This window comes from Pseudomonas sp. MWU12-2037, from assembly GCF_023242345.1.
Lineage (GTDB): Bacteria > Pseudomonadota > Gammaproteobacteria > Pseudomonadales > Pseudomonadaceae > Aquipseudomonas > Aquipseudomonas gingeri_D.
On the sequence record NZ_JALLIZ010000006.1, the window covers coordinates 383,509 to 409,014 of the forward strand.

Genomic DNA, 25,506 nt, shown 5'->3' on the forward strand with positions numbered 1-25,506 from the left:
CGCAATCCAGACAAAGCCGACGCACACTGACGCACTGCATGACATTAAGGGCGCAGGCGCACCGATCAGACTTGCGGGAAAGGCACCCAGCCACGCCTGCGATTGGACTCCACACACGCCTGCGACAACGCCACACCCCGTGCGCCCTCCTGAATATCGGGAATCGGCACAACGGTTGCGCTGCGCCAGGCAGACCCTGCCTCCAGCGCCTGGGCGAAATCGGCGTAAAGCACCGCCAGCGCTTCCAGATAGCCCTCCGAGTTGCCGGCGGGCAGGCTGGTGAACGCCAGCGTCTGGGCACAATTGTCGGACTGCCCACGCCGATAGATCCGCTCCGCTTCGCCTGTGGGCGTGAAGCGCAGGGTCTCGGGCGCCTCCTGGCACCATTCGATCGAGGCTTTGCTGCCGATAACCTTGAATCGCAGGCCATTTCGGTGGCCGGGCGCCGCCAGGCTTGCCCACAACAAACCATCCACGCCGCCTTCGAACTCCAGTTGCACCACGTTGGTATCGTCCATTGCCCAACCTGGTACGGTACTGGTCAGCTTGGCGTTAACCCCGGTGCAACGTCGCCCCGAAAGGAACTCAAGCATGTTGAAGGCATGGGTACCCACATCGCCCAGCGCAGCAGTAGGGCCCGCCTTGGCCGGCTCGCCGCGCCAGGCCAGGCTTTTGCCGAGGTGCTCGACACCTGGCGCTAGCCACTCCAGCAGATACTCGACATACAGGAAGCGGATCTCGCCCAGCTCCCCGCCCTGGATACGGCTGCGCGCGTCCCGAACCATGGGATAACCCAGGTAGGTGTAGGTCATGGCCAGGAAGGTATCGCGCTGCCGGGCGATCCTCAGCAGTTCAAGCGCCTCGTCCAGGCTGTTGACCAGGGGTTTGTCACAGATGACCGGTATGCCCGCCTCAAGGAACAGGCGGCACGGCTCAAAGTGCAAAAAGTTGGGCGTGACAATGACCACCGCTTCAATGGGGTCAGGACGCGCTTTCTCGCCGAGCGCCATGAGTTCAAACGTCGAGTAGATCCGGGTAGCATCCACACCCAGCGCCTCGCCCGCTTCACGCCCTGTGGCCGGATCAGAAGAGAATGCGCCGGCGACGATTTCGAAACGATCGCACAGGCGCATGGCCGCTCGGTGGTAACTGGCGAAAAAAGCGCCTTTGCCACCACCGACCATGCCGACCTTGAGTTTTCTTTTTGCAGGAATATCGCCCGTCAAAATTGCCATGTTGAAACACCTCGTGAGTGAGGCCGATATCGGCCCTTGATTGTTATTGCAGGGCCGCCTTACTGCTCACGTCTCACCTGCCCAGACGGAATCAAAGAACGCCCGACACTTTTTCAGGTTCTGCAGCGGGTCCGCGTGCCATACCTCTTCACTAAACACTTCGACATCAAAGAACCCGCGGTATCCGCTTTGATGCAGCTTGGTCAATATGGACTTGAGCGGTAGCACACCCTCCCCTGGCAACAGGCGATCATCGTGGTAGCGCGTTGGCTCTCGCCAGTCCGAAAAATGCACCAGGGCGATTCGTGAAGCCGTTTCTTCGATACGCCTGTCCAGTTCCGGCTCATGGCACAGATGCCAGACATCGAACAGAATGCCGACCGAAGTGCTGTCGACAGCCGTCACGATCCTCTCTGCATCGACCAGTGTGTTGAGATAATCCAGATAGGGTTCATGCACGGGCTCCAGCGCCAGGGTCACACCCCGTTGCCGCGCTTCTTCGCCCAGGCGTACCAGCACGTCGATGGTTGCCTCGTCCTGCTGCTCGCGGGTACGACCTTCGTGATTGCCCGGAACCACGCCCATCACGCCCACGCCAAGAGTCGCGCAATCATCCAGCGCGCCACGCAACAGGTCGAAAACCTGTCGGTTCTGCTGCCTCCCCGCCGTCAGCATGCACGGCAGGCCGACCATGCTCACCGCCGCAAGCGGTGTATCCCTCAGCACCTTTGCGCCCTGGGCTGCCCCACAGGCCTTTATCTTGTCCCACCACAGGCTGATCCCGTTCATGCCGGCTTCGGAACAGACTCGAACGTCCTCCTCGAAGGACAAGTAACGGGTAGTGATCCCGCAAACGGAAAGTGCTCGTGCAGGCGAACCCTTCACCGCCTTGATGATATGAGGCATGTGCTTGTCGACCCTGTTGTGCTGTTATTTCGCAGGTATCGACCACCCTGCACGCTTCGCCAGGCCAGCATTTTTTTCGGGCTTCCTGCAAACTTGCAGTCGCCCGCGACACCCAAAAGAGCCACTGCCCTAAGCAGGGACAGTAGCTCGGTTGCACGCCTGCGATTACTTCATCGTGGGCATCGAAAACTCGGCACCTTCGCGAATATTGGCCGAAGGCCAGCGCTGAGTGATGGTCTTGCGGCGGGTGTAAAAGCGCACGCCATCGGGGCCATAGGCATGCAAGTCGCCAAACAGCGAGCGCTTCCAGCCACCGAAGCTGTGAGAAGCCACCGGCACGGGCAATGGCACGTTGATCCCGACCATTCCCACCTGGATATGATCACTGAAATATCGCGCAGCCTCGCCGTCACGGGTGTAGATGCAAGTACCGTTGCCGTATTCGTGGTCATTGATCAACTTCATGGCTTCGCCCATGGTGGCAACACGAATGACTTGCAGCACCGGGCCAAAGATTTCGGCTTGATAACTCTCCATCTCGGGAGTGACCCTGTCGATCAACGTGGCCCCCACGAAGAAGCCGTTCTCATAGCCCGCAACCCTGGCATCACGGCCGTCCACGACCAAGCGCGCGCCCTGGCGTTCGGCGCTGGTGATGTAACCGACGACCTTGTCCTTGTGCTGGCGAGTGATCAAGGGGCCGAAATCATTGCTACGCTCGCTGTGCACGCCGAACGTGAGACCGCTGATCGCCACCTGCAATTTTTCGACCAGCGCGTCGGCCACCGCATCACCCACCGCAACCGCGACGGACAATGCCATGCAGCGTTCGCCGGAGGAGCCGAATGCTGCTCCCAACAGCGAATTCACAGCGTTGTCCAGATCGGCATCGGGCAACACGATCGCGTGGTTCTTGGCACCACCCAACGCCTGACAGCGCTTGCCGTTGGCTGTGGCGGTGCGGTAGATGTACTCGGCAATCGGTGTCGAGCCGACAAAACTGACTGCCTGAATCCGTGGGTCATGCAGCAGTGTATCGACTGCTTCCTTGTCGCCATTGACCACGTTCAGGACGCCGGCTGGCAACCCCGCCTCGTACAGCAGCTCGGCGATGAACAGGGTCGCGCTTGGATCACGCTCGGAAGGTTTGAGGACGAAGCAGTTCCCGCAGACCAGCGCCATGGGGATCATCCACATCGGCACCATCACAGGGAAGTTGAACGGCGTGATACCGGCCACCACACCAAGTGGCTGAAATTCGCTCCACGAATCGATATTGGGGCCCACGTTACGGCTGTGCTCGCCCTTGAGCAATTCAGGGGCACCACAGGCGTACTCGACGTTTTCAATGCCGCGTTGCAGTTCACCCGCCGCGTCATGACAGATCTTGCCGTGCTCTTCACCGATGAGTTGGCAGATGCGCTCGGCGTTTTGCTCCAGCAGTTCCTTGAAGCGGAACATGATGCGGGCACGTTTGGCCGGCGGGGTATCGCGCCAGTCCGGGAACGCGTCCTGTGCAGCGGTGATGGCGGCCTCGACCGTGGCCTTGTCGGCCAGGCTAACGCGCTTTTCAGCCTGGCCGGTCGCCGGGTTGAACACCTCCTGGGAACGGCCCGGAAGGTTCACGTACTCACCGTTGATCAAGTGTCCGATGGTGGTGCTCATATCTACTCTCCAAAAATCGTGGTGCCCTGCTGTAGGGCTGAAATACCGGTAAGGGGCGGGTGAACGACAGGGGGTTAATGCCAGAGCGAGGTGTACAGTTCGATCACTTCATCGGCGCTCGGCACGCGCGGGTTGTTACCCGGCGAGCCCGAAGCCAGTGCCTGTTGCGCCATGACCGCCATGGATTGCTCGAAGCGTTCACGGTCAACGCCGAACTGACGCAACGTGGGTACGGCCAGCTCGTCATTCACGGTCTCAAGAAAAGCGATCAGCTTTTCATTGGCCAGCGCATCGCTGTCCGCTGCATTGGCAGAACCGATAGCACGAGCACAGTCGGCGTAACGCTCGACGGCGGCCGGAATCGACCAGGCCGTCACGGCTGGCAGCAGCATGGCGTTGGACAAACCATGGGGAACATGGAAGAACGCACCGATGGGCCGGCTCATGCCATGCACCAGCGCCACCGATGCATTGGAAAAGGCGATACCCGCCAGCGTGGCGCCGATCATCATGGCTTCGCGAGCAACCTGGTCCTGACCATCACGGTAGACACGGCGCAGGTTCGGCCCAATCAGTTTCATGGCCGCCAACGCCTGAGTGTCGCTGTATGGGTTGGCCTTGCGGCTGACATAGGCTTCGATGGCATGAGTGAGCGCATCGATGCCGGTATCCGCAGTCGTGCGCGCAGGCAGGCTGAGGGTCAGCTTGAAGTCGATCAGTGCCGCCACCGGCATAAAGCCAATCCCGGCGCACAGGAGTTTTTCATCGTTGGTTTCATCGGTAATGATCGTGAAACGCGTCACCTCCGAACCGGTACCGGCCGTGGTGGGTATGGCAATGATCGGAAGTCCGGCTTCATTGACCTGGCGCGGAAAGCGGTAATCACGAATGTTCCCACCGTGCTTGCCGAGGATGGCAATGGCCTTGGCGCTATCGATGGGGCTGCCGCCGCCCAGGGCGACTATCGAATCGAAGCTGCCGTCGCGCACACGCGCCACCCCGGCCTGAATCGACTGAGCCGTCGGCTCCGGCACGGTGTCGTCGAACACTTCACAGACAATATTGCGCTCGGCCAGCACCGCGACCAGTCGCTCAGCCTGCCCCAATTTGACCATGACCTTATCCGTGACGATCAACGGGCGGCTGCATCCCAGCGTCGCCAGTACGTCGGGCAGTTTTCGGCTGGCGTCGGCGCCGATTTCCATGATGCGGGGAAGAATGGCTTGTACAGACATCAGAGCACCTCAAGAGCGTTAAGGCTGATTATTTTTATATAACGAGACAAAATGTATCGTTATATAAAAATAAAGTCGACTGAAAGCACAAAAAAAAGCCACCGGCTGTCGACCGATGGCTTGGAGTGAGGCGTGACGCGGGGTTATGTCTCTAACGGAGACTCCTCTACCAGCTCACCTAACCTGGACGCCGCGCGTCTGAGCTGCGGCTCGAGAGCCAGTAGTTCTTCAAGACTTTTGCGTATGGTCGGGGCATGGGTGTACAGACAGGCGAAGAGTCGTCCGCTGCGGTCCTTGATCGGCACGGAACAGGCCACCATACCGTCGACGAACTCTTCATTGTCGACCGCCAGTTCGCTCTTGCGGATGACCTTGAGCGCGGCCTCCAAATCTTCGGGCTGGGTGATGGTGTTGCGGGCCATGCGCTTGAGCGACAGGCTTTCGATGATCTGCTTTCGGCGGCTCTCGGAGAAGGTGCTCAAGTAAAGCTTGCCACTCGCGGTGCACCACATCGGTACATGGGCGCCCACCGGCAAGTGCAGTTGCAGGGGCCAACTGCTCTGGACCCGATCGTGGTAGACCATGTCGATACCGTCGGGCATGGCGATGCCGCAGGTCTCATCCAGCTCCTCGGCCAACTGCCTGAGAATGGCCTGGCGCTGGGCCTTGTAGCGGCTGGCATAGATCACGCCCATGGCGATGTGATGCAAGCGCTCGCTCGGCACAATTGCCCCGCGCAGATTGGTTTGCAGGAAACCTTCGGCCTGGATCTGTTGAAGCAGCCGATGGAGGCTGGGCTTGGGAATATCCAGCATGAACGCCAGATCCGCTGGCGAAGGGGCACTGCTGGCCTGAGCGACCGCTTCGATGATTTCCATCACGCGCGTGATGGAGGAGCCTTTGTTCCGCGAACCGGCACTGTCTTTCATGGGGACGCCTGAATACTGAAGTCGCGCTGATTCTTGCGCAGTGGCGCCAGGATGTCTAACCCGAAGGGTGTTACGGCAACCACCCGGCCCTCACCCACCTGGGTGCGCCGGTAACGGATGCCCGTTGATACGCCTGCTTTTTCTATTCCGTTGCCTGCAAAGAGGGCTATGGTGCGTCATGTCGCGTCACTACTGGGCATCGCCACAACGCCCCTTAGGGTTTTCACCGGCCTTGCGGGCAGCACTGATGGCATGGCATGTGCTGTGAAATCGAATACCGTGTGCCTCACCCGCTGCAAAGGCGCTCACCGGCCATCATCGGTGGCCGCTTGATCGTCGCCTTGATCCTGCCCACGGGGTTCGTATTACTTTGTTGAGGAGGCAAAATGTCTGTTGCTAGCAACCTGTCACACGGCGAGCGTCATCAAGCTCGTAGCGACCAACAGGGCAACGTGCAAAAAAACTTGGCCACGCTGGTAGAGTCCTGCCGCTCGGTGGCTGATCTGTGCCGTAAGGTCGACGTCAACCGCCAGCAGTTCAACAAGTACCTGGCCGGCCAGCACTTGCCGTCGCAGAAGATCCTGCAGAAGATCGCACGCTATTTCATGATGGAGAGCGAGGATCTGTTTCGGCCACCTGTCGACTTCAAGAAATTCTACGAGGGTTTCGAGAACGAACTGCCGATCGGTCTGCGAGCCTCGGCGCAATTCACACACTTCCTGCCACTGGCAAAAAACTCCGCCGATCTGCTCGAAGACTACCTGGGGGTGTACTACCGCTACCACAATTCGTCTATCTACAAAGGACGAATCCTGCGTTCTATCACCTGCCTGTACCGCGCCGACTCCATGGTTCAGTACGTCACCGTAGAACGTTTTCCGCTGCTCGATGGCAGTGGCAAGATCGGTTACTCCTTCACCTATCACGGTTTTTGCCTGCTGCTGGGTGATCGTCTGTTCATGGTCGACTTCGAAGGCAAGCAACGCAACGAAATCACTTTTTCGATTCTCACCCCGCAACACCGTCGCCCTATCCGCTTTCTCTACGGCCTGATCACCGGAGTAGCTTCTTCGTCCTTTCGCCAGCCGTTTTCGACGCGAATGGCCCTGGGCTATGCCGGTAAGGGCATGATCCGTAAAGAGCACTTGCGTAACGGCACCGTGCTGCTGCCCAGCGACCTGTCGTTACCCCTTGAAGTGCGCGAGTACATGACCGGCGACAACTCATCGATCATCTGGGGCGGTCAGGACTGACCCATCCCTGTGCACATAAAAAAACGCCATCGATCATGACCTGATCAATGGCGTTTTTTGTGAGCCTGCCGACTTACTCGACCGCAGTACCAAACGGCACTTCGCGGTGCCCGTAACGGCGCACACGGATGTTGGCTTGCTCGGCGTGACCGGTGAACTTCTCAAGTACGCACAGGCGTGAGCAGTACTCACCGATCATCGCCGAAGCTTCATCGGTGAGGATGCGCTGGTAGGTGCAAGTCTTGAGGAACTTGCCCACCCACAGGCCACCGGTATAACGCGCAGCCCCGGAGGTCGGCAAGGTGTGGTTGGTGCCGATCACCTTGTCACCGTAGGCGACATTGGTTCGCGCGCCGAGAAACAACGCGCCGTAGTTCTGTAGGTGCTTGAGGAAGTAATCCGGATCACGGGTCATGACCTGAACGTGCTCGGAAGCCACCTTATCCGCTTCGATGACCATTTCCTCATCGCTTTCGCAAATGATGATCTCGCCATGGTTGTCCCAGGCCTTGCGGGCGATCTCAGCCGTATCGAGCAACCCCAGCAGGCGCTCGATTTCAGACAGGGTGTCCTCGCCCAACTGACGAGACGTGGTGATCAGCACCGCTGGCGAAGTGGGCCCGTGCTCGGCTTGACCCAACAGATCGGTGGCCACCAGTTCGCCGTCGACACTGTCGTCGGCGATCACCATGGTTTCGGTAGGGCCAGCAATCAAATCGATACCAATCTTGCCGAACAGTTGGCGCTTGGCTTCCGCCACATAGGCGTTGCCAGGTCCGACGATCATGTCCACGGCGGGGAACTCGCCGATGCCCAGAGCCATTGAAGCCACCGCCTGTACACCGCCAAGACAATAGATTTCATCGGCGCCTGCCAGGTAGATGGCGGCAATCACCGGTGCGCTTGGGCGCCCCTCGAAGGGTGGCGAAGTGGCAATGACTTTTTTCACGCCGGCCACCTTGGCCGTGATGATGCCCATGTGCGCCGACGCCAGCAGCGGGTATTTGCCGCTAGGAATGTAGCAGCCGACGGTTTCCACCGGGACGTGTTTATGGCCCAGGATAATGCCGGGCAAGGTTTCCACTTCTACATCGCACATCGAGTTGCGCTGATGCTGGGCGAAGTTGCGCACTTGTTGCTGAGCGAACTTGATGTCGTTGATCTGCCGCGGCGTCAGTTCGGCCAGGCAGGCATCGATCTGTTCCTGACTCAGGCGAAAACTGGCGGGGCTCCACTTGTCGAACTTGTCCGAATACTCGTGTACCGCAGCGTCGCCACGAGTGCTGATGTCGGAAATCATTTGCTCGACAATACGACGCACCTGGTGGGTATCGGCTTCGCCGGATGGTTGCGTGGTGGAAGATTTCAGGTAGTACGCCATGGGGGTTCCTTCGTTCTCGGAAAATGACTTCGCTTCAGGCGATCACATGGGCCAACCGGCCCACCATATTCACAGCGTCACTGCGCAAGAACTGGGCGAAGCGTCTGATGTAGCGAGTATCGGTATGGGGTCTTCAGTACTCAATTTCGCAAGCCGGGCCTATGTGACGCACTTCGACGCAGGTTCGGCGCCAAGACCACGCAGCTGTTGCGATGGGAGTCGCGGTGCCAGCGCCGCAACGCCGAGAATGATGTCTGCCGCCCGCTCACCGATCATGGTGCAGGCCGCGTTGGTGTTGCCTGACACGATGTTGGGCATGATTGAGGCATCCGCCACCCGCAGGTTTTCGATCCCCACGACGCGCAGCTGCGGGTCTACCACGCTCATCGCGTCGGTGCCCATCTTGCAGGTGCCCACCGGGTGCAATGCAGCGCGTGCATTGCGACGCAAGTAGGCGGCCAGCGCAGCCCGGTCGCTGAAGGTCACGCCGGGGTAGTGCTGGCGAGCCACGTACTGGCTGAAGGCAGGCTGGGACATGATGTCCTGCCCAATCAGGTAGCCCTCGGACAACCGGTCGACGTCGTACTGTTCGGCCATGTAGTTGGGCATGATTCGCGGGAACTCGCCGGGGTCTGCACTGCGCAGCGAAACGTGCCCCCGAGAGCGAGGCCGTACATGTTCGAAATTGAGGGTGCAGCCGGTCCCGCCCGGGACACTGTCAGTGCCCTCCTCGATGCCGGCACCGACAATAAAAAAGTACTGCAAGTCTGCTGGCCGATTCGTGTTCGAACCTCGTGCAAACAGACCGCCTTCGATGAGGTTCGACGCAATCGGCCCACTGCGCGCGACCAGGTATTGCAGCGCTGCCCAGGCTTTCCATTGGGGTTTCTTGAACTTGTCGTAGCTGTCGACGCCCTTCAACTGGTAAACCAGCGACATCTCCAGGTGGTCCTGCAGATTGCGCCCTACCCCAGGCAGGTCGGCGTGTACCGGCAAACCCAGCGAGGTCAGTTCATCCGCCGCACCGACACCCGACAACATCAACAGTTTCGGCGAGTTGATCGTACCCGCAGACACAATGACCTCACTGTCTGCCGCGACCGTGAAGCCCACGCCACCCTGCAGGTACTCCACGCCCGTCGCACGGCCATGCTCAATGAGAATGCGAGTGGCCCTGGCGCCGGTAATGACTTTTAGATTCTTGCGCTGCATAACCGGGTGCAGGTAGGCACTGGCAGAGCTTGAGCGTCGGCCATTGCTACTTGCAATCTGATAGTACCCGCAACCGTCCGGCGTACCCGAGTTGAAGTCAGGGTTGAAGGGAAAACCAGCCTGCTGACATGCCTGCAGCCATTTGCGTGTCAGGGGGTGGACGTTACCGTTGAACGACACACCGAGGGGCCCGCCGACACCGTGGGCCTCATTGCAGAAATCGGAGTTGTCTTCGGAGCGGACGTAATAGGGCAACACATCGTCGTATGCCCAGCCCGTCGCGCCCGACTGCGCCCATTCGTCATAGTCCTTGGGGTTGCCACGGGCGTAGACCATGCCGTTGACGGAGCTTCCTCCCCCCAGCACACAGGCCTGAATCATCGTATCCCCAGGGGCACGGCCGAACTCGGCTGGCGAATCCCATGGGTAACGCTTGAGTAGCGGCCCCTGGCATGTCTTGTAGTAGGTGCCGGGAAAACGAATGTAGGGGTTGGAATCGCGTGGCCCTTCTTCGAGCAGCACCACCGAGACCTCTGGGTTTTTCGACAGCTTTGCAGCCAGGATACAGCCGGTGGTTCCCCCACCGACAATGACGCAGGTTGCGCTAAACATCGTGCCATTCCCTTCGTGATGCCGCCACGCGCCAGCGTGGTGCCTGATGGATGCCGTCGGGGCAGACCGCTGGCTGGACGACTCAAGTCCGCCCAGCCAGCAGTTACCTAGATGTTTTTCAGATCGGCGACGAGGCGGTCAGCCGCCTGCCGCGAGGTCATGGCAGGGGTATTGGCAAAGTGCGTGATCACGTCCAGGAACACTCCGCGCACATCGCGGTCCTGACCAATGTTCTCGACAAACGAGGGCAACATCCCGCCATCGGTCTGATTGGCCTTGCGGTCGGCCAGGTTGATCTGGGCACAGCTGTCGAACTTGTCGGCCGGCACATCGACGACGGTTGGAATGGAGCCCTTGCGGGCGTTGAACTCGACCTGCACTGTAGGATCGAGTACCAGGCTGGCAAAGGTTTTCTGGATCTGCTGGTGCTCGGCACTGCTTTGCTTGAAGAAAGCCAACTGGTCGGTAATAAATACAAACGCACGGCCATTGCCTGGAGACGCGGCACACAAGAAGTCTTCACCCGGCTTCATGTTGGCCCGCAAAAACTCGCCTTTAGCAAAGTCACCGATAAACTGAAAACCGGCCTTTCCGTCAATGACCATTTGCGTGGCGGCATTCCAGTCGCGGCCGATACGGTTCTTGTCCGTGAAGTTGATGACCTTGCGGAACTGATCGAAGACCTTGATCATCGTGTCGCTCTTGATGGCCACCGGATCGTGCTCAAGAATCGCCTTGGTGTAAAAGTCCTTGCCAGCGATGCCAAGGATCACCGAGCTGAACATCTGACCTTCCTGCCAGTCTTCCCCGCCCAACGCCACCGGGATGACCCCGTCCTTTTGCATCCGTTCGGCGATGGCATTGAACTGGTCCCAGTTCTCGGGCAACTTGCCGCCGTACTTGGCCAGCAACGCCTTGTTGGCCCACATCATGTTTTCACGATGCTCATCCAACGGGATGGCGTAGTAGGCCCCCTTATACATTGCCCATTTGCGCATTTCCGGCGAGAGCTTGGCATCCCAGTTCTGCTCCTTGGCGTACTCATCGAGGTTGGTCAGTACGCCTTGGTCGACATAGGCATGCATCAGGTTCGGCACCGTTTGCGTCACGTCTGGGGCCGTCCCTGCGGACAGGCGTGCTTGCAGGGCCTGCTGCTGATTATTGCCATCGTTGCCGGCGATGGCCGAGTCCTTCCAGCTAATGCCGGCCTTTTTCACAGCATCCTTGAGGGCATCCAGGGCGTACGCCTCCCCCGCAGAGGACCAGGGGTGAACCACCTCGACTTCCTTCTGCTCTGCCGATGCCATGCCTGAACCCAACAGCACAGCCAATGCGACGGCACTGAGCGCGCCACATTTGAAACCCAATTGCCCTGTGCTCCGAACGTTTTTATTGCTTTTCATAACGTTTCTCTTCTATTGCGGGGTGGGAGATACCGCCTTTTCGAGGCAGTTTTTGCAAAGGTGCTGTCGCGCCCGTCTTGCAAACAGCGGGTACAGGCTCTCGCAACCGGTCCAGGTAGAACGGTGTGAGGGGTGTTCTTCAGTCAGTTATGGTGTTCAACGCTACCGGGCGATGCGCTGCTCGGTAGCGGCGTCGAACAGCAGCGCCTTGCTCAAATCGACCGCCAGGCCAACCCGCTGTCCGGTCTCTCCGACTCCCGGGGCGAACCGTGCCATCAGGGTTTCACCGCAGGCCAGCAGAATCACGAAGTTGTCGGAGCCGGTGGGCTCTACTACATCGACAACGGCCTGAATCAACTCAGGCGAGGTGATGTCTGCTGAGTGAGCCAGCCATTCAGGCCTCACGCCCAGCACGACGTTCTTCCCTACATACGGCCGGTAACCTGCGCTGATCTCACCCAGGTTGACACGCATGCCAGCGGAGGCTTGGGCACCGCCCACGAACACCGCATCAGCGCCTTCGAGCTTGAGCGTGCCGCTGATGCAGTTCATCGCCGGGGAGCCGATGAAGCGCGCCACAAAGAGGTTCTCCGGGTGCTCGTAAATGGTCTGCGGCGAACCGATCTGTTGAACTTCACCGCCCTGCATCACCACAATTTTGGTCGCCAGGGTCATGGCTTCGATCTGGTCATGGGTGACGTAGACCGTGGTGGTCTTTTCCCGTTGGTGAAGTTTCTTGATCTCGGCGCGCATGTCGGTGCGCAGCTTGGCATCCAGGTTCGACAAGGGTTCGTCGAACAGGAAAATCTTCGGCTGACGGACCATGGCCCGGCCCATCGCCACCCGCTGGCGCTGACCGCCGGAGAGTTGCGACGGTTTGCGGTCGAGCAACTGATCGAGTTGCAGAATACCGGCGACCCGCTTGACCGCCTCGTCCTGCTGCTGGCGCGAGGCACCCCGTACACGCATGCCAAAGGTGAGATTGCGGCGCACTGTCATCGTCGGATACAGAGCATAGGACTGGAACACCATGGCGATGTCACGCTCAGCCGATTCGATGTCATTGACCACCACGCCATCGATCACGATCTGCCCACTGCTCACCGGCGCAAGCCCGGCAATCGCACTGAGCAAGGTTGATTTGCCGCAGCCAGAAGGCCCGAGCAACACCAGGAACTCGCCATCGTCCACGTCGATGTTGACGCCCTTGAGCGTCCTCAACTCACCGTAGTGTTTTTCTACATTGCGAATGTTCAAAGATGCCATTTGTGCTTACCCCTTGACCGCGCCGGCCATCAGACCGCGCACGAAATATTTGCCCGCCAGGACGTATACGACCAAGGTCGGCAGCGCCGACAGCAGCGCACCCGCCATATGGATGTTGTAGGGCCGCTCGCCGGCACTGGTGCTGACCAAATTGTTGAGCGCGACCATGATCGGCGTGCTGGAGCCACTGGTGAAGGAGACGCCGAACAGAAAGTCGTTCCAGATCCCGGTGAACTGCCAGATCACCGTGACCACGATCATCGGCGTGGACATGGGTAGGATGATCAGCAGGAACGTCGTCCAGAATCCCGCGCCATCGACCTGCGCGGCCTTGATCAAATCCTGCGGAACCGTCATGAAATAGTTGCGGAAGAACATCGTGGTCATCGGCAAGCCATAGAGGGTGTGCAGCAGAATCAGACCGCCGATACCGTTGGACAGACCGAACAATGCGAGCATCTTGGCGATCGGGATCAGCATCACCTGATAAGGGGCGAAGGTGCCGAACAGAATCAGTCCATACACCAGATTGGCTCCGCGAAAATGGAATTTCGACAAGGCATAGCCATTTACCGCGCCAATCAGAGAGGAGATCACCACGGCCGGAACAACCATCAGAATGGTGTTCCAGTAGAACCCGCGCAAACCGACGCAACTGGTGCCCACACAGGCTCTGGACCAGGCATCGACCCAAGGTTGGACCGTGGGGTGAGTGGGGAACGACAGGATCGAGGTGTGTGCAATCGCGCTCATGTCCTTGAACGAGGCAAACACCATGACCACCAACGGCATTAGGAAGAACGCCGCGAAGCCAATGAGCGCGACATACAAGGCCAGGCGCCGTACCAGGGCGATCATGTTGCGACGCAAGGCTCGAGTATCAATGCCAGTGGCGCGTTCAGTGATGGTTGTCATTGTGTTCACGTTTGAACTCCCCATACAGGTAAGGCACGACGATAGCGACAACAACCAGCAGGATCATTACGGCGCTCGCCGAGCCCTGTGCCATCTGCCCGCGCAGAAAGGTGGAGTTGTACATGAAGGTGGTCGGCAGATCGCTGGAGTAGCCAGGCCCGCCATTGGTCAAGGCCACAACCAGGTCGAACGAGCGCACGGCCTGATAGACCAGGATCACGATCGCGGAAAACATCGAATTGCGCAGCATCGGAATAATGATCTGGGTGTAGATCCGGAAGGCCCCCGCTCCCTCCAACTGCGCCGCCTTGACGATCTCCGCATCCACCCCTCGCAACCCGGCCAGGAAGATCGCCATGACGAAGCCCGCCGTTTGCCACACCGCCGCAATGACCAGTGTATAAACCGCCATGTTCGGATCGACCAGCCAGTTAAAACTGGCATTCTCGAAGCCCCAGCCCTTGAGCAGATGCTCGATGCCGGTGCCAGGGTTGAGAATCCATTTCCAGGCGATACCGGTCACGATCAGAGAGATGGCCATGGGGTAGAGATAGATCATTCGCAACGCGCCTTCGGCACGTACTTTCTGGTCCAGGAAGATCGCGATGATCAAGCCCAGCAACAGCGAAATCACTGAAAACCCCACGGAGAACAGCACCAGATTGATCACTGCGGTGTTCCAGCGGTCAGACTCCCACAGCCGGTAATACTGGGTCAGCCCCACAAAGTCATACTTGGGGAAGAACTTGGAATCGGTGAACGAAATCACCGTCGACCAACCGATGAAGCCGTAGACGCTGATCGCGACCAGGATGAAGGTAGGGGTGATTGTCAGCGCTGCTGGACTCAAGCGAAAACGCTTCGGTTTGGGTGGAGAAGCTGCCGGGTCAGGCGGTGTTATTGTTTTTGTGCTCACGATGATTATCCTCATACAAAACCAGTCAGTTTTATCGACTCGCGGTGCTACCGGCACCGGCCGACTCACCGTCATACACAGGCGCAGGAAAATGCAGGCCGCCCTGATGGACCGCCCCTGCGCTGCCTCTTGTTGTCATGATTTCTACTAGTGCCGGGCCCTTGCTATTCACAGCTTTTTGTAAGGCCGGTTGCAACTGGGAGGCATGCTCGACTCGCCAAGCCTCAAGACCAAAATGCTTGGCCACTTCGGCGAAATCCGGAGAATAGGGTTTACCATCCGGCAGGTTGAACTCACTGCCCAGGTGACGGCCGAAGACCTCGGCCTGACCGTCTCTAAGTGATACGTAGCCACTATTGTTGAACACCACAAACACCACAGGAATGGTGTGCATCACACACACGGCCATCTCCTGCATGGACTGCAAGAAATCACCGTCCCCCACTACGCAAACCACCTGACGTGCCGGCATGGCCAGCTTCGCACCGATGGCCGCGGGCACAGCCCAGCCCAAGGAGCCGAAGCTGCCGGAGCACAGGTGGCTACGCGGCATATACACCGCAAACATTTGCCTCACGGCGATCTGGACACTGCCGGCACCGACCACCACGATTGCGTCGCGCTCAAGCACTCGGCGCAACTCGGCCAGCGGGCGCTGCACAATAAAAGGTGACGCATCGTTGTTGCGGTCCAGCCCCAAGCGGGCTTCCCAGACCTCACGTAGGGCGCCTAATTCTTCCAAGTACGTTGTACGGGCCTGGGAGAAACCTTGGCACTGCTGCGGGGAAAGCTCTGCCAACAGGTCCGCCAGCACATTGCACGCATCGGCCGTGATACCCACTTCCACCCGATGGTTGCGACCGATTTCATGAGCATCCACGTCAACCTGAATCAACTGAACATGGGCCAATGCCGACACCACCCCGCCCTCCCAACCTTCTTGCAGGGTATTGGCCAATCGACTGCCCACCGCCAATACCACATCTGCCGTAGCCAGCAACTGATTGGCACATGGGCTGCCCGATTGGCCGATCGGGCCGGCGCTGAGCTGGTGATCCTCAGCAATGGCGCCCTTGCCGTTGGTGGTGGTGACCACTGGCGCAAAGAGGCGCTCGGCCAGTGCCGTCAGTTCCTGAGAGGCCTCGGCCGCGATCACCCCACCGCCAGCAAGAATCACCGGGCGCCGGGCCTTGACCAACAATTGCAAGGCGCGCTTGATCTGGCCTTTTTGCGCGGCGATTCGACCGGTAGGCATGCGGGTGTTTGGGGGATCGAAACAGACCTGTGCACTCGCCACCTGAATCGCGATCGGCACCTCGACACTCACCGGGCCAGGACGCCCACTGAGCATGGTATTGAACGCTTGATACATGAGCGCCGGCAGGTTTCCGATGGTCGATGCTTGTAGCTGAGCCTTGATTACACCAAGCGAATGGCCGCTATGGGGGCTCCGAACGGAAGTATCTGCCGAGAGAGACTGTGGCAGATGAGATAGCTGCCCACCACTTATGACCAGTACGGCCGTCGAATCTGCAAAGGCCGTGGCTATGCTGCCGAGCGCCTTGGAGACACCGATCGCCGTTGGCAACAATGCTGCCATTGGCCGGCCGCAGGCTCGAAAGTAACCATCGGCCATATGGACCGCGCTTTGCTCCTGCATCACCTGAATAAACGGAATTTCCGTCCCCGGTGCTAGTAATGCATCGACCATCGCCCACGAACCGTATCCTGGGATGCCCGCGACGTAGTGCACGCCATGTGCCTTGAGGGCTTTCGCTACGATTTGGCCGCCGGTGAGCTTCACAGTGAACTCCAATCAGACGAAGGCTGCAGCCGATGATGAAAGGCTCATGGTCGACTGGCTTGCCGTTGGGCTCGAGTATTCGCTTCAGGTACCTGGCACTCAATTTCGCAGGGTCGCGAAAAGCGACGCACTTTGACGCATATCTGGCGCATCACTGACTGAGGCCCCCGACAAACATCCAGTTGTATTGTTGGGGCCAACTGTTCCCGGACACGACATTAAGTATTTTCTCGGAACTCACCGATGCCAGCTTGTCGCCTCTCACAGGGGGGGCTATCTCATCTATGAATGGATGAAATCATTGACCAAGCCGCCAAGAAAAAACCTACGAAACAACCAGACACATACATGGATTGCATAGGTCAGGTCTGACTACTAGATTTGCAACCCTACCGCTAGCCTAGTCGCGCCACAGTCAATCCTGTGGTCGGGTGTCGCAACCTGATGTGTGTCTGAGGCGCGGTTTCGCGCCATAGTTCTCTAGCTGGCGCTTTTAGCGTTCGGCTAGCGTATTTCTATGGCGGACCGTGCGGGGCAGGCTTCGGTCTGGCCGGTTTCCTCAGACGCCGGTTTGCGACCCTCGTACGGTCTGCCACCCTTTGTCCGTGTCGCAACGGTGGATGGCAGTTCCTTAACCCGTCTGAGGAGATAAGGATAATGGCCTACCCCCCTTTTACGCACGGGCACCGCCCACTACGTCAGACCTTGCTGCACCTTGATCACGGAGCTCCCCTCCATGATTGATCGCTCACTACTGTCCCGCCTTCCACCCCACGACCTGATCAGACTGGCGTCCCTCAAGCCTCAGGAAGCGGCAGCGCATTTCCGTGTTGCCGCGAGGCTCTGTCTGGACGGCGCCCGATGCGTGGCCTTCCGTGATCAGGAACAGGAACGACTGGCTCATCGACTGATCGCCGACGGCATAGCGCTCTACACCCTCGCGTTTCAGAGACTCAGTTCACCATCACCCCGCCCCATCAGGATTGCCTCAATGCCGTCTGCGGCCAACGACCCAAGGTGATGGATGAGAGCACACTGGGAGCACACGCATAATGATCATTGCTGAGTAGCGATCAGGTTGGAGCAGCCCGCTGATCGTTCAGGATGGTCCATAAAAGAGGATCAAGGTATCGACGTCCTGGAGTTTCAGTCGTCCAGATTCTCGGCTATCAACGCCACCAGCTCCATCGGGCTTCGGCTGTTGATCACGTTGTAAATCAGGTCACGCTTTGCGCGTGGCAGCTTCTTCACGCAACTCTTCGCCGATGCCCGCACAGCGTCGTCCGTGCCATGGATACGGGCGGCCAGCAGCAGGATGAGGACGGCGTCAGTGAGGTTCATCAGAAACGAGCTCGGATAATCTGGGCAGAAGTGTATCGGCGATGCCTGGTTTTTCTCCACCACGCGTTCGCCCTGACCCGAAGTAATGCCTCGGCTGATCAGCAAAGATCAGGACAGCCAACAAAGATCTGGAAACCATCTGGAGTCGCCGCAGGTTGAGCTCAAAAATTGTAAGTGTTCATGTCGATTCAAAAGGGTTCACAAGCTACAAACACACCTACAAACGCCCTGTTTAGAGCTTCCGCACCACTGCGCCTTTTCAGAAACCGAAGAAAATTGTGGCGGGAGTGTTCCCTATTTCACCGACCACGCCCAACCAATTCGTCGGATCATAACCCCAGCGGCTGACAACGCTCGCCCGTCGCACTTGCCCTGAACGGCCGCCCCAGTGAGGACTCCATTTCATGACCTGAGACATCAACAAGGTAACCGTTATGCGTACTCCATCTACATTATTCGCCAAGGTCTATTATCGTCCCATCGAAGCAGCCATCCGCTTGAGCAACTTGCATCGTTTTGAAGAACAAATCCTGCAACGCCTAAACGGCCGACCACGACCAACGCCAGACGACTTCCCACGCTGGCCCGGCTTACTGCTCAAGACCGATCAAATTTTCGATGCACTGCTCAATGGTGACCTTCCTTATGGAAAAGCCGGCATTACTTGCGCCAACCCTGCCCTCCTCGACGATCCTGGTCTCACGATACGTCATGTCGATCTCAGGGCATGGATGGAAAAATTCTATCCAGAAGACCGGCCCAGATTCCTGTTCAGCCCACCAGAGTGCCGCGGGCTAAGTCGGGAGGCAGTTAAAGACTTGATCAACGAGCATAACAACCTGACGCTGCGCTTGAACGAATGCACCTCAGACTACATGGCCCTGAAAGAGCAGAATGCAACGCTCACGCGGCAGGTCATCGATCTGCAGAAAAAGTCACCACCCGACAACCTGAGCGATCGCGGCAGATCCACCCTGTTGAATATCATCGGAGGCCTGTTGACTGCCCTGCGCGGCAGCTCGCCCACAGGCAAACCCTTCACCAGTTATGAAAGCGACAGTGCGATCATGGACCTGATCATCGCCCACCATCAGGGGCGACTCGGTATCTCCGAACGTACGATGCAAAAATACTTCGCCGCTGCCCGTAGAAGTCTAGCCGCCTAGCCATCAGCCCGAACCGCAACTGCGGTCCTGTAGGCCGCAGATGCGGTGGTGGCAGATGACTCAGGCGCTATTGAATACCTATCACTCTTTCCAAGCTTTCAGGAGTGATCCTAATGACTGCCCTTCCTACGTCTACCACCACCGATCCCTTCGAACACCGCGTCCTGCGTCGTGATGAGGTCGAACACAAGACGGGACTCAAGCGTGCGCACATCTACGCGTTGATGCGCGCTGACCGTTTTCCAAAAACCATTCCCCTGGGCAAGCGTGCCGTCGGATGGGACTCACGAGAGATCGAACAATGGATCGCCGACCGCTGCGCCGAGCGGAGCTGACGGGAGCCGATCATGCAGGTTGTTTCCCTGATTTCAACCAAGGGCGGTGTCGGCAAAACCACCACCGCCGCCAACCTTGGAGGCTTTGTTGCTGATGCCGGCTTGCGGGTATTGCTGCTGGATCTGGATGTGCAACCTACCCTGTCCAGCTACTTCGCTCTGAACCACCAGGCGCCGATCGGCACCTACGAACTGCTGGCGATGAACGAACAAAACCTGGGCCGCCTGATTTCCCATACCAGCGTGCATCGACTGGATCTGATCCTCTCCAACGATCCCTTGGGACAGCTGGGAACCTTGCTATTGCACGCACCGGATGGGCGTTTGCGCCTGCGTAATCTGCTACCCACATTCCAGCCGTACTACGATCTGCTGCTGATCGACACTCAGGGCGCCCGCAGTGTGTTGCTGGAGATGGCAATGCTGGCCTCGGATCTAGTGTTGTCGCCTGTCACGCCGGAGATCCTCGCCGCCCGTGAGTTGCGTCGGGGGACCTTGCAGCTACTGGATGATCTGGCGCCTTATCGCCATCTGGGGATTCAGCCTCCTCCCATGCGCCTATTGATCAATCGTGTTCATCCCATATCGATCGACGCTCTACTCATCCACCAAGCCTTGCGCCAGGCGTTTGGTCAGAGCAACAGCGTTCAGGTGTTGGATACCACTATCCCGGCGATCGATGCTTATCCACGTGCCGCCACCCGACGACTGCCGGTGCATCAGGTCGAACCTCGTAAACCCTCTCGCCGCCTGGCACCCGCCGCCCTGGAGACGATGCGCGCACTTGCCAGCGAGCTGTTTCCTGCCTGGCAAGAGCGCTTCGCCACGGTCAACAGGCGAGCGATGGGAGGACATCGTCATGGCGAGTGAACTCCAGCGGATGAAGACGACCGAGCCCGTCGCCGACACCCTCAGCAGCATGACGGCGCAACTATTGAGTCCGCCCTTCGTCCGTGACACTCCAGCGGCGCAGGTCATCAGCGATCCCCTGGTGGATACACCGATGCAGGTGCCTCTGGAGCAGATCCAGCCGTACCACCTCAATCCGCGGCGCTCACCCAACCCTCAGTACGACGCCATCAAGGCCTCGATTCGCCAGCGCGGGCTGGATCAGCCGCCGAACATCACGCGCCGGCCCGGTGAAGAACACTTCATCATCCGCAACGGTGGCAATACACGCTTGGCAATTCTCAACGAGCTATGGCTTGAGACCGGTGAAGAACGCTTCCATAACCTGCTATGCCTGTTCCGTCCCTGGACAGCGCGGGGTGAAATTCTCGCGCTGACTGGTCACCTGGCCGAGAACGAATTGCGCAGCAACCTGACCTATATCGAACGCAGTCAGGCAGTGGATCAGGCCCGTCAGCTGTACGAGCAGGAATGCGGGCATTCGCTGAATCAAAGCGAGTTGGCTACCCGTCTGACCGAGGACGGGTATCCGGTAACCCAGCCGTCCATCAGCCGTATGCGGGCCACCCTGGAGCATTTGCTGCCCGCCATTCCCGGGCAACTGCACGCGGGCCTCGGACGCCCTCAAATCGAAAAGCTCCTCAGCCTACATAAAGCTGCCCAGCGCGCCTGGGAACGACATGCATCCGACGCCGAATTCGCTCCCGTGTTCCAGGAAAGTCTGACCCGCTTCGATAGCGACGAAATACCGCTTTCCATCGAACGAGTGCGTGATGAGTTGATCGGCGACCTGGCGCAACAACTGACGCTGGACTACGACGAGCTGGCTCTGGAAATGGGAGAGTCGGACCTGCATCGCAATCTGTTGGGCCAGTTGCTGGAGCCGGAGGTACCGCTACCACTCCCCGAGTCCGGCCCACGCCCCACTGCATCCGTGTTCGCCGTCGGCACATCGTCTTCGAAGACTGCCAGCGCCGAACAATTGCGCAGCCGAATCGCCGAACTGGCCCGAACCATCACCGCCGAGACAGCACCAGACATTGAAGTGCTGGTGCAGCTCTCGGGATATGGCTTTGCCTGCCACTGCGCCAATCCGGAGAGTCTGACACCCCGCGGGCAAGCGCTGCTGTTGCTGCTTCAGACGCTGACAGGGAACACTCCTACCAACACGAAACCGGCAGCCGATCTGGGCTCCCTGTTCTGTGGTGGCCACGCGGTCCCCTTTGAACGACTGAGCGATGAAACACTGAATCAACTGTTTCGGCTGATCAAACTGATGCGTCTACTGCCTCTCGATAACCCGCCGGACTCCAGCCCATGAACAGTCCGCAGGCACTGAACCAGGCCGTCATTGCCCAAGCGCTGCAGGACCTGCGCAACGGACAACTCCGACGCTGTCTGGCCCTCGGATTTACTGAACAACAACTGGCGGCGCTCAAACGTCCTGAGCTGCTCAGTGTGTTGATCAATGCCCAGGTCAGCTGGTGCACGGTCAAGGTCAACAGCGCGGTGGTGCAACGGATTTTGACTCAGGCCAACGCGGTCACCGAAGAAGTGGCCACCATCGACCGGCTGCTCCGCGCCGGCGCCAGCACCGAGATGATGAGCCGCTACCACGGGTTGACCCATCAGGAGGTCGCCATGCGCCGTGACGTGCTCGGCCTGCCCAAGCGCAGAGGTCGTCATCCGACGCTGGACGAGGCCCAGGATGTCGAACTGTGGCATCGTTGGAAGCCGCTACGCGATCAGCGAGCGGTCGAAGTCAGCGACGAAGCCGCGATGTTGCAGCTGGCCCTGGAAGTGGCCGAAGACATGGCGATACCACTCTCGGTGGTATGGGCGGCAATTCAAAGCTGGGTTGATCAAGATCTGGTATGAGCCATGGGTCAGCATCCTGCATCCCCCGTCGGCCCCTCAGTCAAGCGGCTGCCCGACGATGGTTTTGTCTACAGCGGCAATCCCCATGACAGTGTCCCGCGCAAACTGTTGCTTGATCGCCGTCTGACACCACTGGAGCGCAATACCTGGCAAGTCATCCGTCTGCTGCTCCAGGGCGACGGCATAACCACCCTTCCCACCTACGAACATCTGCGCCCGTACCTGGCGACCAGCCCCTGCGCGGCACAGGCCTCCTGCGAAACCGTCGCCCGGGCACTGACCTTGTTGCGCCTGAGTCGCTGGCTCAGCCTGGTACGCCGGCGACAGCCCGGGAACGCAGGCCAATGGCAGGGCAACATGTATGTCCTGCACGACGAGCCCTTGTCACCCAGCGAAGCCTTGCACCTGGATGCCGATTACCTGGAGTTGGTGAGTCAGTCACTGGTCCACGCCAGCAAAGCGCTGCAGCGGGTCGCCTACCAGGCTTTGCAGGAACTGGCGGAGGATCCGCTCCTGGCCACACAACAGCAGACCGAACGTCTGCAACGACTGGCGCACTGCCTGGGTGACGCCAGTGCTTTCACGTCACCCGAGCCGCCCCTGATTTCGGAATCCGAAGTGGGACCTGCTTCGGATTCCGAAGGCACACCTACTTCGGAATCCGAAATCCCCTCACCTGCTTCGGATTCCGAAGCAGGACGCAAAGCCAATGAATCCGCCAGACTTCGGAATCCGAAGCAGGTCTCCAGTACTGTACTAGGTATCAGTAAAAGCTTTTGTATACCGCGCGTAAGCGACAGCAATCCGCTGCGCCCGCCACCCCGCTTTGCCAACCTGCGACCGGAGGAACAGAGTGCCGCATTGGCCACCTTACAGCGTGTCGATCCGACTCTGCGCCAAGCCGTGCTGGACGAGTGGGCCATTCGCTGCGAGGCCGGTGGTATCCAGCGTCCCGCGGCGTATCTGTTCGGCATTGTGCAGAAAGCCCTGCGTGGTGATTTTCATCGTTGGGCTGCGCGCGCCCAACCTGCGACAGCGCCCTCAGCACTTCCGCCTATGCAGGACGAAGCACAGCGCGCCGTGGCCCAGCAGCATCTGGCGGAGTTGCGCCAGCTGCTCGGTATTCGCTGACCCGTGCTCAGACGCCTTGGAGCTCTGCCAAAGGATTATGCCACTGGCATAAATCCATACCGGTCTGCCCCCATTCACAGCCTCTGCAAACGGGGCGAACAGACGAGCCCATTCGCGGCAGACAGTGATCATCAGCGGCACCACTCTGAGCGCTCGATTTGCCCAAGAGCCCTTTGCCCATGGCCCAGCCCAATCACACCCCGCTCGGTACCCTGCGCAGCCAGATCCAACTGACCCTGCACACGCACCATGCCATCCGCCTTTGGCATGGGCGTCCCCAGGCAGGCGATCTACACGGCATCCTCGGACTGAGTGGGTTTGTCGCCCAGGCCAACCGCATCCACCGCGATGCGGCGGCCGATGATCCTTACGCCGATGCCTGGCTACTGCGCATTGAAGCAAAACTCGATGCCACCCGAACCGTCCTGTTGACCCTGCGCGAAGAGCTGAGGGACGCGCTGACCCAAGCCCCATCCGCCCTGGATCTGGGCGACAATCTCAACACCGCCCCTGTACGACTGCCGGTCACTGTCAATGCACCGCTGGGGTTTCTGGCGCTGTACCTGCTGGCTGACTACGACGAGCTGGCGCGCCTTGCCATCTTGGCCCAGCACACTGCGCTGATTGACGGCCTGACTCTCGATCTCTGGCTGGAGGAAGGCGCGCACCAGCTACGCAGCCTGTTCAGCCTGGTCCAGCCCTATCGTTCCAGTGGGGTCTGTCGCAACGACTTTGCTGCCGGCAACGCCAAGGCGTCTCATGCGCGCGAACAGTTCGGCGAACTGCCGCAGTCCGTACTCGACGGTAGCCAGCGCGCCCGACATGCGCCAGCGATACGGAGGTCGGGGTCAGGCAAGAACACCGGTGCTGCGCCAGTGCCCAGCGTGGTCGACGATAACGGAGTTCTGGACCAGTCCCTGATCGAGGAGCACCGGCCATGAACCCGTTGAAGGTCGCGGAACAGGTTGCCTCCCTAAAAGGCCTTTTCAAGGGTAAGGGGGAACTGCTGATTCTGGCTGATGCCTGTATCGCACAGCGTGATGCTCTGATCCATCAGACCCTGCCGTCGATGTTGGATCGTGCTCGTGTCTCGCCACTGCATCTGCTACCGGTGCAACTGAGTCGTCAGGCCACCCAGGCGGGCACCACGTTTTTGCGCTGGCGCCGGGTCGATCGAACGGCAATGGGTGTGGCGCAGTGGCAGGCCCTACTGTTGGTCCCGACCACGCCCTCGGCCGTGGTACCAACGCTGTACCAGCTGGAACACCAACGCATTTTACTCAATGCCCAGATCAGCCTGACCCACGCCCTGGCACAACTAGCGCGCGGTACGGCTGACAAACTGGCCCATGCCGAACGTATCTACCAACAGCGGCGGGAGTGCGTCGCAAGGGAGGCACCATGAGCACCTACTTTATCGGTGAAGGCAATATCGGTTCCGCCCCCGACTACCGTGAGTTTCCTCGGGACAACACCAAGCCCAGGCGCTTGTTGCGGCTCAATGTCTACTTCGACAACCCGGTGCCGACCAGGGATGGCTATGAAGATCGCGGCGGTTACTGGGCACCGGTGGAGTTGTGGCACCAGGATGCCGAGCAATGGCAAGCCTTGTTCCAGAAAGGCATGCGCGTACTGGTCGATGGCCGCACCGTTCGCGAGGAATGGGAGGATCGCGAAGACAACCCACGCGTGACCTTCAAGATCGAGGCGCGGCGTATCGGCATTCTTCCGTATCGCTTGGCGAAGGTGACCTTGCAAGCGCCCGCCGAATCAGCGACCCAAGAGGTTGCGGGCGAAGCCTAATTGGCCAACCAGCCTGTGCCACGAGAGCGCCAGTAATCAATCCCTACACAGGCTTGGCGAACCAGCACATCCTCACATCGAGCTATTCAAAATCCCTTCCCCTGCAATCTGGTTGCCCTTCCTGACGTATTACCGCAGGCACGGGCGAACGCACTCATACAGGCTTGCCTACGTGTTCGCCATATAGATCGGCAACCGCCCAGGCAGTCCA

The 25,506-nt window shown here is 59.3% G+C and carries 23 protein-coding genes; 10 read left to right on the top strand and 13 right to left on the bottom strand.

Translation table 11 applies throughout. The features are described 5' to 3' along the window. Positions 1-65: 65 nt before the first annotated feature. From M5B42_RS14090 to M5B42_RS14110, 5 genes are all read right to left on the bottom strand, one after another. A complete protein-coding gene (locus M5B42_RS14090) occupies positions 66-1,235 on the bottom strand; it encodes a Gfo/Idh/MocA family oxidoreductase (protein ID WP_152739501.1) in 1,170 nt (389 codons plus the stop codon). Between the two features lie 66 nt (positions 1,236-1,301). Then, the gene (locus M5B42_RS14095) at positions 1,302-2,141 is read right to left on the bottom strand and encodes a sugar phosphate isomerase/epimerase family protein (protein WP_248746194.1); all 840 of its coding nucleotides are present in this window, start codon (positions 2,139-2,141) and stop codon (positions 1,302-1,304) included. A 165-nt stretch (positions 2,142-2,306) separates the two neighbouring features. Then, the gene (locus M5B42_RS14100; RefSeq protein WP_152739503.1) at positions 2,307-3,806 is read right to left on the bottom strand and encodes a CoA-acylating methylmalonate-semialdehyde dehydrogenase; all 1,500 of its coding nucleotides are present in this window, start codon (positions 3,804-3,806) and stop codon (positions 2,307-2,309) included. A gap of 74 nt (positions 3,807-3,880) precedes the next feature. After that, complete coding sequence (locus tag M5B42_RS14105) at positions 3,881-5,041, bottom strand: iron-containing alcohol dehydrogenase (protein ID WP_248746195.1); 1,161 nt, start codon at positions 5,039-5,041, stop codon at positions 3,881-3,883. Positions 5,042-5,184: 143 nt separating this feature from the next. Next, the gene (locus M5B42_RS14110) at positions 5,185-5,970 is read right to left on the bottom strand and encodes an IclR family transcriptional regulator (RefSeq protein ID WP_248746196.1); all 786 of its coding nucleotides are present in this window, start codon (positions 5,968-5,970) and stop codon (positions 5,185-5,187) included. Between the two features lie 386 nt (positions 5,971-6,356). Between M5B42_RS14110 and M5B42_RS14115 the strand changes: the two genes are divergently transcribed. Then, entirely contained in the window at positions 6,357-7,223 is an 867-nt protein-coding gene (locus M5B42_RS14115; protein ID WP_152739506.1) for a helix-turn-helix transcriptional regulator, read from the top strand. A gap of 73 nt (positions 7,224-7,296) precedes the next feature. Here the strand turns inward: M5B42_RS14115 and hisD are convergent, their stop codons facing one another. The 8 genes from hisD to M5B42_RS14155 all read right to left on the bottom strand — a co-directional run bounded on the left by hisD (position 7,297) and on the right by M5B42_RS14155 (position 18,073). Beyond that, positions 7,297-8,604 (bottom strand): histidinol dehydrogenase, encoded by a 1,308-nt coding sequence (gene hisD, locus M5B42_RS14120; RefSeq protein ID WP_152739507.1) that lies wholly within the window; start codon positions 8,602-8,604, stop codon positions 7,297-7,299. 159 nt (positions 8,605-8,763) lie between these two features. Then, a complete protein-coding gene (locus M5B42_RS14125; RefSeq protein ID WP_152739508.1) occupies positions 8,764-10,428 on the bottom strand; it encodes a GMC family oxidoreductase N-terminal domain-containing protein in 1,665 nt (554 codons plus the stop codon). A gap of 107 nt (positions 10,429-10,535) precedes the next feature. Beyond that, a complete protein-coding gene (locus M5B42_RS14130) occupies positions 10,536-11,831 on the bottom strand; it encodes an ABC transporter substrate-binding protein (protein ID WP_248746197.1) in 1,296 nt (431 codons plus the stop codon). Between the two features lie 162 nt (positions 11,832-11,993). After that, positions 11,994-13,097, bottom strand: coding sequence for a sn-glycerol-3-phosphate ABC transporter ATP-binding protein UgpC (gene ugpC / locus M5B42_RS14135; RefSeq protein ID WP_152739510.1), 1,104 nt, complete (start codon positions 13,095-13,097; stop codon positions 11,994-11,996). A gap of 6 nt (positions 13,098-13,103) precedes the next feature. Then, a complete protein-coding gene (locus M5B42_RS14140; protein WP_218586081.1) occupies positions 13,104-13,955 on the bottom strand; it encodes a carbohydrate ABC transporter permease in 852 nt (283 codons plus the stop codon). Positions 13,956-13,995: 40 nt separating this feature from the next. Further along, entirely contained in the window at positions 13,996-14,943 is a 948-nt protein-coding gene (locus M5B42_RS14145; protein ID WP_152739511.1) for a sugar ABC transporter permease, read from the bottom strand. A 16-nt stretch (positions 14,944-14,959) separates the two neighbouring features. Continuing rightward, complete coding sequence (locus M5B42_RS14150) at positions 14,960-16,732, bottom strand: thiamine pyrophosphate-binding protein (RefSeq protein ID WP_178129845.1); 1,773 nt, start codon at positions 16,730-16,732, stop codon at positions 14,960-14,962. Positions 16,733-17,878: 1,146 nt separating this feature from the next. Beyond that, positions 17,879-18,073, bottom strand: coding sequence for a hypothetical protein (locus M5B42_RS14155; protein ID WP_248746198.1), 195 nt, complete (start codon positions 18,071-18,073; stop codon positions 17,879-17,881). A gap of 434 nt (positions 18,074-18,507) precedes the next feature. On the opposite strand from M5B42_RS14155, the gene M5B42_RS14160 reads away from it, so the two are divergent. From M5B42_RS14160 to M5B42_RS14200, 9 genes are all read left to right on the top strand, one after another. Then, the gene (locus M5B42_RS14160; RefSeq protein WP_248746199.1) at positions 18,508-19,239 is read left to right on the top strand and encodes a hypothetical protein; all 732 of its coding nucleotides are present in this window, start codon (positions 18,508-18,510) and stop codon (positions 19,237-19,239) included. Between the two features lie 113 nt (positions 19,240-19,352). Next, entirely contained in the window at positions 19,353-19,574 is a 222-nt protein-coding gene (locus M5B42_RS14165; protein WP_248746200.1) for an AlpA family transcriptional regulator, read from the top strand. A gap of 12 nt (positions 19,575-19,586) precedes the next feature. Then, a complete protein-coding gene (locus M5B42_RS14170) occupies positions 19,587-20,444 on the top strand; it encodes a ParA family protein (protein ID WP_248746201.1) in 858 nt (285 codons plus the stop codon). 10 nt (positions 20,445-20,454) lie between these two features. Continuing rightward, positions 20,455-21,804, top strand: coding sequence for a ParB family protein (locus M5B42_RS14175; protein ID WP_349292779.1), 1,350 nt, complete (start codon positions 20,455-20,457; stop codon positions 21,802-21,804). Then, a complete protein-coding gene (locus M5B42_RS14180) occupies positions 21,801-22,361 on the top strand; it encodes a DUF2857 domain-containing protein (RefSeq protein ID WP_248746202.1) in 561 nt (186 codons plus the stop codon). Before M5B42_RS14175 ends, M5B42_RS14180 begins: the two co-directional genes overlap by 4 nt. Before the next feature lie 3 nt (positions 22,362-22,364). After that, the gene (locus M5B42_RS14185) at positions 22,365-23,492 is read left to right on the top strand and encodes an STY4528 family pathogenicity island replication protein (RefSeq protein ID WP_248746203.1); all 1,128 of its coding nucleotides are present in this window, start codon (positions 22,365-22,367) and stop codon (positions 23,490-23,492) included. Positions 23,493-23,671: 179 nt separating this feature from the next. After that, positions 23,672-24,433: a PFL_4669 family integrating conjugative element protein gene (locus tag M5B42_RS14190; protein WP_248746204.1), complete on the top strand. Its 762-nt coding sequence runs from the start codon at positions 23,672-23,674 to the stop codon at positions 24,431-24,433. Next, positions 24,430-24,897 (top strand): DUF3158 family protein, encoded by a 468-nt coding sequence (locus tag M5B42_RS14195; protein WP_248746205.1) that lies wholly within the window; start codon positions 24,430-24,432, stop codon positions 24,895-24,897. Before M5B42_RS14190 ends, M5B42_RS14195 begins: the two co-directional genes overlap by 4 nt. Beyond that, positions 24,894-25,295 (top strand): single-stranded DNA-binding protein, encoded by a 402-nt coding sequence (locus M5B42_RS14200; RefSeq protein WP_248746206.1) that lies wholly within the window; start codon positions 24,894-24,896, stop codon positions 25,293-25,295. The genes M5B42_RS14195 and M5B42_RS14200 overlap by 4 nt, the downstream gene beginning before the upstream one ends. Positions 25,296-25,506: the final 211 nt, after the last annotated feature.

Coding starts and splice junctions, on each gene's coding strand:
- M5B42_RS14090 (WP_152739501.1), bottom strand. CDS start 1,235: ATGGCAATTTTGACGGGCGATATTCCTGCAAAAAGAAAACTCAAGGTC.
- M5B42_RS14095 (WP_248746194.1), bottom strand. CDS start 2,141: ATGCCTCATATCATCAAGGCGGTGAAGGGTTCGCCTGCACGAGCACTT.
- M5B42_RS14100 (WP_152739503.1), bottom strand. CDS start 3,806: ATGAGCACCACCATCGGACACTTGATCAACGGTGAGTACGTGAACCTT.
- M5B42_RS14105 (WP_248746195.1), bottom strand. CDS start 5,041: ATGTCTGTACAAGCCATTCTTCCCCGCATCATGGAAATCGGCGCCGAC.
- M5B42_RS14110 (WP_248746196.1), bottom strand. CDS start 5,970: ATGAAAGACAGTGCCGGTTCGCGGAACAAAGGCTCCTCCATCACGCGC.
- M5B42_RS14115 (WP_152739506.1), top strand. CDS start 6,357: ATGTCTGTTGCTAGCAACCTGTCACACGGCGAGCGTCATCAAGCTCGT.
- hisD (WP_152739507.1), bottom strand. CDS start 8,604: ATGGCGTACTACCTGAAATCTTCCACCACGCAACCATCCGGCGAAGCC.
- M5B42_RS14125 (WP_152739508.1), bottom strand. CDS start 10,428: ATGTTTAGCGCAACCTGCGTCATTGTCGGTGGGGGAACCACCGGCTGT.
- M5B42_RS14130 (WP_248746197.1), bottom strand. CDS start 11,831: ATGAAAAGCAATAAAAACGTTCGGAGCACAGGGCAATTGGGTTTCAAA.
- ugpC (WP_152739510.1), bottom strand. CDS start 13,097: ATGGCATCTTTGAACATTCGCAATGTAGAAAAACACTACGGTGAGTTG.
- M5B42_RS14140 (WP_218586081.1), bottom strand. CDS start 13,955: ATGATCGCCCTGGTACGGCGCCTGGCCTTGTATGTCGCGCTCATTGGC.
- M5B42_RS14145 (WP_152739511.1), bottom strand. CDS start 14,943: ATGAGGATAATCATCGTGAGCACAAAAACAATAACACCGCCTGACCCG.
- M5B42_RS14155 (WP_248746198.1), bottom strand. CDS start 18,073: ATGAACCTCACTGACGCCGTCCTCATCCTGCTGCTGGCCGCCCGTATC.
- M5B42_RS14160 (WP_248746199.1), top strand. CDS start 18,508: ATGCGTACTCCATCTACATTATTCGCCAAGGTCTATTATCGTCCCATC.
- M5B42_RS14165 (WP_248746200.1), top strand. CDS start 19,353: ATGACTGCCCTTCCTACGTCTACCACCACCGATCCCTTCGAACACCGC.
- M5B42_RS14170 (WP_248746201.1), top strand. CDS start 19,587: ATGCAGGTTGTTTCCCTGATTTCAACCAAGGGCGGTGTCGGCAAAACC.
- M5B42_RS14175 (WP_349292779.1), top strand. CDS start 20,455: ATGAAGACGACCGAGCCCGTCGCCGACACCCTCAGCAGCATGACGGCG.
- M5B42_RS14180 (WP_248746202.1), top strand. CDS start 21,801: ATGAACAGTCCGCAGGCACTGAACCAGGCCGTCATTGCCCAAGCGCTG.
- M5B42_RS14185 (WP_248746203.1), top strand. CDS start 22,365: ATGGGTCAGCATCCTGCATCCCCCGTCGGCCCCTCAGTCAAGCGGCTG.
- M5B42_RS14190 (WP_248746204.1), top strand. CDS start 23,672: ATGGCCCAGCCCAATCACACCCCGCTCGGTACCCTGCGCAGCCAGATC.
- M5B42_RS14195 (WP_248746205.1), top strand. CDS start 24,430: ATGAACCCGTTGAAGGTCGCGGAACAGGTTGCCTCCCTAAAAGGCCTT.
- M5B42_RS14200 (WP_248746206.1), top strand. CDS start 24,894: ATGAGCACCTACTTTATCGGTGAAGGCAATATCGGTTCCGCCCCCGAC.